8 protein-coding genes are annotated in these 7,763 nt (G+C 70.1%); 6 read left to right on the plus strand and 2 right to left on the minus strand.

The genetic code is table 11. From position 1 onward, the window contains the following. Positions 1-50: 50 nt before the first annotated feature. Positions 51-905, minus strand: coding sequence for a 1,4-dihydroxy-2-naphthoyl-CoA synthase (gene menB, locus AB0J58_RS30855; protein WP_051752699.1), 855 nt, complete (start codon positions 903-905; stop codon positions 51-53). A 116-nt stretch (positions 906-1,021) separates the two neighbouring features. Here menB and AB0J58_RS30860 point away from each other — a divergent pair, with 116 nt between their 5' ends. The 3 genes from AB0J58_RS30860 (at position 1,022) to AB0J58_RS30870 (ending at position 4,135) form a co-directional block, all read left to right on the plus strand. Continuing rightward, complete coding sequence (locus AB0J58_RS30860) at positions 1,022-2,224, plus strand: AMP-binding protein (protein WP_364222352.1); 1,203 nt, start codon at positions 1,022-1,024, stop codon at positions 2,222-2,224. A 21-nt stretch (positions 2,225-2,245) separates the two neighbouring features. Then, complete coding sequence (locus AB0J58_RS30865; RefSeq protein ID WP_364222330.1) at positions 2,246-2,608, plus strand: hypothetical protein; 363 nt, start codon at positions 2,246-2,248, stop codon at positions 2,606-2,608. A gap of 192 nt (positions 2,609-2,800) precedes the next feature. Beyond that, positions 2,801-4,135, plus strand: a complete 1,335-nt coding sequence (locus AB0J58_RS30870) for an RNA polymerase sigma factor (protein ID WP_364222333.1) — start codon at positions 2,801-2,803, stop codon at positions 4,133-4,135. An 88-nt stretch (positions 4,136-4,223) separates the two neighbouring features. Here the strand turns inward: AB0J58_RS30870 and AB0J58_RS30875 are convergent, their stop codons facing one another. Further along, complete coding sequence (locus tag AB0J58_RS30875; protein WP_364222336.1) at positions 4,224-4,433, minus strand: MbtH family protein; 210 nt, start codon at positions 4,431-4,433, stop codon at positions 4,224-4,226. Positions 4,434-4,814: 381 nt separating this feature from the next. Here AB0J58_RS30875 and AB0J58_RS30880 point away from each other — a divergent pair, with 381 nt between their 5' ends. The 3 genes from AB0J58_RS30880 (at position 4,815) to AB0J58_RS30890 (ending at position 7,716) form a co-directional block, all read left to right on the plus strand. After that, positions 4,815-5,576, plus strand: coding sequence for a 2,3-dihydro-2,3-dihydroxybenzoate dehydrogenase (locus tag AB0J58_RS30880; protein ID WP_364222339.1), 762 nt, complete (start codon positions 4,815-4,817; stop codon positions 5,574-5,576). A 20-nt stretch (positions 5,577-5,596) separates the two neighbouring features. Continuing rightward, positions 5,597-6,763, plus strand: a complete 1,167-nt coding sequence (locus AB0J58_RS30885; RefSeq protein ID WP_364222342.1) for an isochorismate synthase — start codon at positions 5,597-5,599, stop codon at positions 6,761-6,763. A 215-nt stretch (positions 6,764-6,978) separates the two neighbouring features. Next, the gene (locus AB0J58_RS30890) at positions 6,979-7,716 is read left to right on the plus strand and encodes an isochorismatase family protein (protein WP_364222345.1); all 738 of its coding nucleotides are present in this window, start codon (positions 6,979-6,981) and stop codon (positions 7,714-7,716) included. The last annotated feature ends 47 nt before the right edge of the window (positions 7,717-7,763 follow it).

A 7,763-nucleotide genomic window follows, 5' to 3' on the forward strand; every position in this document is an offset into this window, starting at 1 on the left:
ACGCGGGACGGCGCGCCTCGGGACCGGCCCCGTTCGGATCTTCGCTGCCCCTAGGGGCGGCGCGGGAACCTGCCGAAGTCGGGGGCGCGCTTCTCCTTGAAGGCGTCGCGGCCCTCCTGCGCCTCCTCGCTCATGTAGTAGAGCAGGGTGGCGTCGCCGGCGAACTGCTGCATCCCGGCGGCGCCGTCGGTCACCGCGTTCAGCGCGCCCTTGAGCATGCGCAGCGCCAGCGGCGACTTCTCCAGCATCTCCCTGGCCCACCTGACCGTCTCGGCCTCAAGCTCGGCGAGCGGGACGACCGCGTTGACCAGACCCCAGTCCAGGGCGGTCTGCGCGTCGTACTGGCGGCAGAGGTACCAGATCTCGCGGGCCCGCTTCAGGCCCACGGTCTCGGCCAGCAGCCAGGAGCCGTAGCCGCCGTCGAAGGAGCCGACCTTGGGACCGGTCTGGCCGAAGACCGCGTTGTCGGCGGCGATGGACAGGTCGCAGCACACGTGCAGCACGTGGCCGCCGCCGATGGCGTAACCGGCGATCATCGCGATGACCGGCTTGGGGCAGCGGCGGATCTGGACCTGCAGGTCCAGCACGTTGAGCCTGCCCACGTGCGGGGTGGACTTGTCGACGTAGCCGTCGTCACCGCGGATCTTCTGGTCGCCGCCGGAGCAGAAGGCCCTGTCGCCCGCGCCGGTGAAGATGATCACACCGACCTCGGAGTCCTCCTGGGCGGCGTTGAAGGCCTCCTTGAGCTCGAAGAGCGTGGTCGGGCGGAACGCGTTGTGCCGCTCCGGACGGTTGATCGTGATCTTGGCGATGCCCTCGCCGGTCTCGTAGACGATGTCCTCGTACTGACCGGACCTCTTCCAGTCGACCGCACCGTCCCGCTCGGGAGTCGTCTCCGCCGCCACCTGCTCGTCCGCGCCCGGCTCGACTCTCTCCGTGCCCACGATTGCTTCGCCCCCTCCGCTGCGCCGGGGCCGTCCCCGGCCGTTGTCCGGCTTTCGGCACTAACCTTACGACTGTGATGACCATTCCTGTGCACGAGGAGTGGCTTTCCGTGCAACGAGAACTGCATGCCGTGGTGTCCGCGGCGGGTCCGGAGCTGTTCCGGGCCGTCGGCTCGGCACTGGACGGCCAAGGCCCGGCCATCCTGCCTCTGTCCCCCGCCCTGCCCGCCCCTGCGTTGCGGGCGACGCTGGAGGCCCTGCGCCCGACCCACGTCGACGGGGTCCGCCGCGAGGACGGCGTCGGCGTGCCCGCCGAGGTGGCGGTGGTCATCGCCACCAGCGGTTCGACCGGCACCCCGAAGGGCGTGCAGCTGTCGGCCGAGGCGCTGAGGGCTTCGGCGTCGGCCTCGCTGCGGCGCCTGGACGCGGGGGCGGGCGAGCGCTGGCTCTGCTGCCTGCCCCCCTCCCACGTGTCCGGCCTGCAGGTTCTGGTGAGGGCGCTACTGGGCGGGACCGAGCCGATCACGCATGAGGGGTTCTGCCCCGAGGCGGTGCTCACCAGCGGTGCCGACCACGTCTCGCTGGTGCCCACCCAGTTGCGCCGCCTGCTCCACGCGGATCTGTCGGTGTTCAAGACGATCCTGCTCGGCGGTGCCGCCGCTCCCCCCGACCTGCTCGACGCGGCCCGCGCGGCCGGCGCACGGGTGGTCACCACGTACGGCATGAGCGAGACCTGCGGCGGGTGCGTCTACGACGGCGAGCCCCTCGACGGGGTGGGGGTCGGCATCGGCGGCGACGGCCGGATCCGTCTGAGCGGGCCGGTGCTGTTCTCCGGCTACCGGCTCCAGCGCGGCCTCACCGAGGCCGCGCGCGACGGTGACTGGTTCCTCACCTCGGATCTGGGCGCCCTGGATGACGGGCGGCTGCGCGTGCTGGGGCGGGCCGACGACGTCATCAACACCGGGGGCGAGAAGGTCGTCGCCGCGGCGGTGGCCGCCGCGCTGGCCGAGCATCCCGCGATCATCGACGTCGCCGTGGTCGGCCGCCCCGATCCCGAGTGGGGCGAACGGGTGGTGGCCTTCGTCGTTTCGCAGGCCCCGCCGTCCCTGGCCGAGTTGCGCGCCTTCGCCAAGGAGCGGCTACCCGCCTACGCGGCTCCCGCCGAGCTGATCATAATGACCGAAATACCGCTTTTGGCCAACGGCAAGCCGGACCTGGAAACTCTCCGTTATGGTCGTGACCGGGAACCGTGGAGACGCTGTCACACGTCCAAGGGATAGCCGAAGCAGGAGGACAATCTCATGAACGTCACCCGCAAGACATGGGTCTCGGCTGGAGTCGTGAGCCTGGTCCTGGCCGGCGGCATCTCCGTCACGGCGGCCGCCGCGGCGGGAGGCATCGGGAAGGGCGAGCCGGTGCCGGTCGCTCCGCACGACCCCGCCCCGTCCTCGTCCCGGGGCGGCCCGCCCTCACAGGAGCCGTCACCGACGGCACCGCCCCCGTCCTCGGAGGGCTATGTGCTCTCCGAGAAGGTCAACCCGGATCCGGAGAAGGTCGTCGGCTACTGGACGGAGCACCGTATGGAAGAGGCCGAGCCCTTCCCGATGCCCATGGTCGAGGGCCCTCTTGACGTGATCGAGGATTCCTCGGACGTGACCGAATAGGGCCCTACCAGGCACTCGTACACGGGTGGATCGCCGAGAGGACGGTCCACCCATCATATTTTCCGAGTCAAGTCGGGAACAGAAAGTTCTTGGCTGTGGTTATTGGTACTGGTGCGCCGAGCGGCCCCAGGCCGCCCCACCCGAAGACTGAAAACCGTAATCAGACGACTCCGTGATGGAGGAGGTGTCCTCATGCCCCCGACCGCCGTGGCGGCCTCATCTGAAGCCCCGACGACCCTCGAACAGCTCATTGACCGAGGGCGAGTTCAGGGCCACCTTTCACTCGCGGAGCTGCGTCACGCCTTCGCCGAGGCGGGCATCAGCCCCACCGAGGGCAGGTCGATCCTGCGAGAGCTCACCGAGTCCGGCGTCAGCCTGGCCGCCGAGAACGAGCCCGTGCTCTCCCCTGCCACCGCCAAGGCGGCGAAGACCACCACCCGCAAGAGCACCGCCCGCAAGGCGAAGCCCGCACCCGCGAAGAAGGCGCCGGCCAAGACCGAGACCGTGGCCAAGGGCAAGGACGCCGCGGCGGAGGCGGACGACGAGTGGAACCCCCCGGAGGAGATGGAGGCCGAGACGGAGACCGAATCGACCTTCGACCTGGACGACCACTCCTCCGTCATGGGCGACTCCGTGCACACCTATCTGAAGTCGATCGGCCGCCGCACCCTGCTCACCGCCGCCCAGGAGGTCGAGCTGGCCAAGCGCATCGAGGCCGGCCTGTACGCCGAGTCCAAACTGGAGGCCGAGCCGGGCCTGTCCGCGGTCATGCGCGACGACCTGGAGTGGATCGCCGAGGACGGCCGCCGGGCCAAGGACCACATGCTGGAGGCCAACCTCCGTCTGGTCGTCTCCGTGGCCAAGAAGTACACGGACCGGGGCATGGCCCTGCTCGACGTGGTCCAGGAGGGCAATCTCGGCCTGATCCGCGCGGTGGAGAAGTTCGACTACACCAAGGGCTACAAGTTCTCCACCTACGCCATGTGGTGGATCCGCCAGGCCATCCAGCGCGGCTTCGCCGACTCGGCCCGCACCATCAGGCTGCCGGTGCACGTGCTGGAGATGCTCTCCAAGCTGTCGCGCATCGAGCGCGACATGCACCAGCGCCTGGGCCGCGAGCCCACGCCGGACGAGCTTGCCGTCGAGCTGGACAAGACTCCCGACCAGATCGAGGAGCTGCTGCGCACCAGCCGCCAGCCGATCAGCCTCAACGCCACCATCGGCGAGGACGGCGAGACCACCATCGGTGACCTCATCGAGGACATCGACTCGCCCGAGGCCTCGGAGGTCGTCGACCGCCAGCTGCTGGGCGAGCAGTTGCGCGGTGTGCTCGGCAACCTCTCCCCGCGGGAGGCCAAGATCATGGCCTTGCGCTTCGGTCTCATCGACGGTAAGCCCCACACCCTCGACGAGATCGGCAAGCACCTAGGCCTGACCCGCGAGCGCATCCGCCAGCTGGAGAAGGAGTCGCTCTCCAAGCTCCGCCACCCCAGCAACACACGCCCGCTGCTCGACTGGGCCAGCTGACCCGCCCCGAAGGGCGCCCCCGCGAGACCTCCCGGTCCGTGAGGGCGCCCTTCGCCGTCTCCTGGGCCGCCGCGAGGGGGCCGGCGGATCAGCCGCCCATCACGGCGGCAAGGCTCCTGGGGCGCATGTCGGTCCAGGAACCCTCGACGTAGGCCAGGCACCCGGCGCGGGAGTCCTCACCGTGGGCGACCTCCCAGCCCGCGGGGACGCCGGCGAACGCGGGCCACAGCGAGTGCTGGCCCTCCGCGTTCACCAGCACCAGGAACGGCGCGCTCTCGTCGTCGAACGGATTGGTCATCGAGTACCTCCAGCGGGAACATCCCGGGCCTCCGGCCCGGAGATCGGAATCGGGTGCCCCTCTCGGGGAGGGGGAGGCGAGCGACGCGAACGGAGGTCACCCGCCGGGCGGACGGGTTCCCCCTCCCGGATCCAGGGATCCGGGAGGGGACGAAGGGTCACTTGACGCTTTCGGAGAACACCTGGCCACGGCGCCGAACGAGTGACCGGGGGACTCCTGAGACAGGTTTTAATTAGGAAAGCCTAACCTAAAATCCACCTTATTGACGCAGGCGTCAAGCGGCATATCATCATGACCAGATCACATTTCACATCTACTGACATCCCCTGACGTATGGGGCAAGTGAGGTAAGGCTAACCTAAACTTTTTGGTGAGGTGTATGTGACCAACAGGCAAGACCATCCTGGCCTCCCCGGGACGGTGGCCCTTGTAACGGGCGCCGCGGGAGGCATCGGAGCCGCCGTCGCGACGGCTCTCGCCCGCGCCGGGATGATTGTGGCCGGAGTCGATGTGCGCGACGGACCCTGGGAGAGCCGGCCAGAGCCGATCGCCCGCCACCTGGCCGACGTCAGGGACCCCGGCCAGGTTGACGCCGTCGTCAGCAGGATCGAGAACGAACTGGGCCCCATCGGCGTCCTGGTCAACGTCGCGGGCGTACTGCGTACCGGCGCGGTGACCGATCTGAGCGCCGACGACTGGGAACACGTGTTCGCGGTGAACGCCGGCGGGGTCTTCCACACCCTCCGCGCCGTGACCCGCCACATGATCCCCCGCGGCCGCGGAACGGTCGTCACCGTGGCCTCCAACGCCGCGGGCGTACCGCGCGTCGGCATGGCGGCATACGCGGCCTCCAAGGCCGCCGCGGTCATGTTCACCCGATGCGCCGGGCTGGAACTCGCCCGCCACGGCATCCGCTGCAACGTGGTCTCACCCGGATCGACGGACACCGCGATGCAGGCGGGGCTCGACCCCCGCACCGTACTTGAGGGAGATCCGTCCTCCTACCGCGTGGGCATTCCGCTGGGCCGGCTGGCCGACCCCTCGGACATCGCCGAGGCGGTGCTGTTCCTCGCCTCGGACCGTGCCCGGCACATCACCATGCAAGACCTGTACGTGGACGGCGGCGCCACGCTCCGGGCCTGAGATCCCCCGAAAGGTCAGCTTTGACTATCGCATACGAGGCGATCAGCGCCACCGAACTCCTCGACGAATACCGGCCAGGCTCCTCATCGATCTTCTCCTCCCCCCGGCACACCCTCCTCGCCGGAGGCGTCGCCGCCGTGCTGCCACCCGTGCGCACCCTGCGGGAACTGGCCCAGAGCGTACGCGGGCACGGCGACCTGATCCTCGGTGCGGTCCCATTCGACGACCCCGCCTCGGCGCACCTGGTCACCCCCCTGCGCACCCGCTGGGCCGACCCCTTCCTACCCGGCGAGCCGCCACGCAGGGAGAGCACACGACCATGGCGGATCACCCCCGTCCCCACACCCGCGGGCCACCTGGAAGGCGTCCGGCGGGTACTGGAACTGCTCCGCACCGGATCGGTGGAGAAGGTGGTACTGGCCAGGTCCCTGGAACTGACGAGGCCCGAACCCGCCGACGTCGCCTCGATGGTCCGACGCCTGGCGGTACGCGATCCGCACGGCCACGTCTTCGCCATCGACCTGCCTGGCGGACGGATCCTGGTGGGCGCCAGCCCCGAACTACTGGTCTCCAGGGACGGCCCCGCCGTCGTCGCCAACCCACTGGCCGGCTCGGCCGCGCGCAGCGCCGACCCCGCGGAGGACCGCCGCCGGGCGGCGGCGCTTCTCTGCTCGGCCAAGGACCAGCACGAGCACGCGGTCGTGGTCCAGGCCGTGGCCGCCGCACTCGCCCCGCACTGCCGGGCACTGAGCGTCCCATCCGAGCCGTCACTGATCTGCACCTCGACCATGTGGCACCTGTCCAGCAAAATCACCGGCCGGCTCGCCGACCCCCGGACCACCTCCCTCGACCTGGCCGTCGCCCTGCACCCGACCCCCGCGGTCTGCGGCACCCCCACCGCCGCGGCACGCGCCGCCATCACCGGTATCGAACCCTTCGACCGGGGCTTCTACAGCGGCATGGTCGGCTGGTGCGACACCTCGGGCAACGGCGAATGGGCGGTGGCCATCCGCTGTGCCGAGGTGACCGGCGCGGGCATCCGGCTGTTCGCCGGCGGCGGGATCGTGGCGGGCTCGGTCCCCGAAGAGGAACTGGCCGAAACCTCCGCCAAGTTCCGCACCCTCCTGCACGCCCTCGGCCTGGACCTGGACTCCGACCCCTGCCCCGGAGAGAGACCGGAGAGGTGACGAGGCCGACCCGGCCGCCCGGCGCCGGTCATCCGGCCGTGCCGAAGACCCTCCCGCCGAGGCGGGACCGGCCACGGGAGCGATCCCCGACCGGCTCCCGCTCGCGAAGACCCAGCCGAACCACCACCGCCAAGGCACACAGGACGAACTCGCGCTCCCGGCGACCCCCCGTACGCGTCGAGACGTCGAGCACAAGGTAAGAAGGAGAGGCAGCCGTGGCCATACCCACCATCACCCCCTATCCGATGCCCCGCGAGGACGAGATGCCGGTCAACCGCGTCTCCTGGACACCGGACGCCCGCCGGGCGGTGCTGCTCGTCCACGACATGCAGAACTACTTCGTCAACGCGTTCGCGCCGGGAACCTCACCGATCGTGGAACTGGTCTCGGCGATCACCGGCCTCCGCGAGACGGCCTGGCGACTCGGCATCCCGGTGGTCTACTCGGCCCAACCGGGCGGACAGACCTCGGCACAGCGTGGCCTGCTGGAGGACTTCTGGGGAGCAGGGGTGGGTGCCGACCCCGGCGCCCAGGAGATCGTCACCGCGCTCACCCCGGGCCCGGCCGACATCCGGCTCACCAAGTGGCGCTACAGCGCCTTCCACCGCACCCCGCTCCGTGAACTGCTCGCCGAGCAGGGCCGCGACCAGCTCATCGTCACCGGCATCTACGCCCACATCGGCTGCCTGATGACGGCCTGCGACGCCTTCATGGGAGACGTCGAGGTGTTCTTCGTCGCAGACGGGGTGGCCGACTTCTCCGCCGAACACCACCGAATGGCCCAGACCTACGCGGCCGAGCGGTGCGCGGCGGTCCTGGCCGCCGTCCGCGTCCAGCGACTGCTCACCGCCTCCGCCGCACACGCCGCCCGGGGGGGCGGGCGGGTCCGCCGGGGGCGCGGGGGGGGGCCGGCCCCCCCGCGGGGGGGTGGGGGGTGGACCACGGGGGAATAACCCGACGAAAAAAAAAAAAAAGGATTTGGGGGGTTTGGTGTTGTTTT

Source organism: Streptosporangium sp. NPDC049644 (assembly GCF_040675205.1).
In the GTDB taxonomy this organism is placed as follows: domain Bacteria; phylum Actinomycetota; class Actinomycetes; order Streptosporangiales; family Streptosporangiaceae; genus Streptosporangium; species Streptosporangium fukuiense.

Excerpts from the sequence above, each read along its gene's own strand:
- AB0J58_RS30860 (WP_364222352.1), top strand. The coding sequence starts at position 1,022 with ATGACCATTCCTGTGCACGAGGAGTGGCTTTCCGTGCAACGAGAACTG.
- AB0J58_RS30865 (WP_364222330.1), top strand. The coding sequence starts at position 2,246 with ATGAACGTCACCCGCAAGACATGGGTCTCGGCTGGAGTCGTGAGCCTG.
- AB0J58_RS30870 (WP_364222333.1), top strand. The coding sequence starts at position 2,801 with ATGCCCCCGACCGCCGTGGCGGCCTCATCTGAAGCCCCGACGACCCTC.
- AB0J58_RS30875 (WP_364222336.1), bottom strand. The coding sequence starts at position 4,433 with ATGACCAATCCGTTCGACGACGAGAGCGCGCCGTTCCTGGTGCTGGTG.